At 70.5% G+C, this 281-nt stretch carries 1 protein-coding gene; it reads right to left on the reverse strand.

What is annotated here, in order from left to right:
- Positions 1 to 278, reverse strand: a 278-nt coding sequence (locus KZZ04_RS21565) for a CHC2 zinc finger domain-containing protein (protein WP_368735900.1), incomplete at its 3' end; no start/stop codon positions are given.
- Positions 279 to 281 lie beyond the last annotated feature (3 nt).

Here is a 281-nt window from a genome sequence, read left to right on the forward strand (position 1 = left end):
GCCTCGCGGACCGCGCGCGCCTCCGGCGTCTCACCCTCACGTCGGCCAGGGGCAGGCCGACCGGTGAGGATCTCGCACGCCACGTTGAAGTCGCATGCTTCGAGGTAGCGCGTCAGCGCGATCACGTCCCCACCCTGGCCAGAGCCACGGCAGACGAAGACCCCCTTCCGGAGATTGATCGCGAACCGATCCGTCCCACCGCACACAGGGCATGGGCCGACACGCTCGGCACCGGCGCCCTTGAGCCGAACTCCGCGGCGTTCGAGCGCCGTCTCGATCGG

It is taken from the genome of Pseudoalteromonas sp. CR1 (assembly GCF_019392235.1).
GTDB lineage: Bacteria > Pseudomonadota > Gammaproteobacteria > Enterobacterales > Alteromonadaceae > Pseudoalteromonas.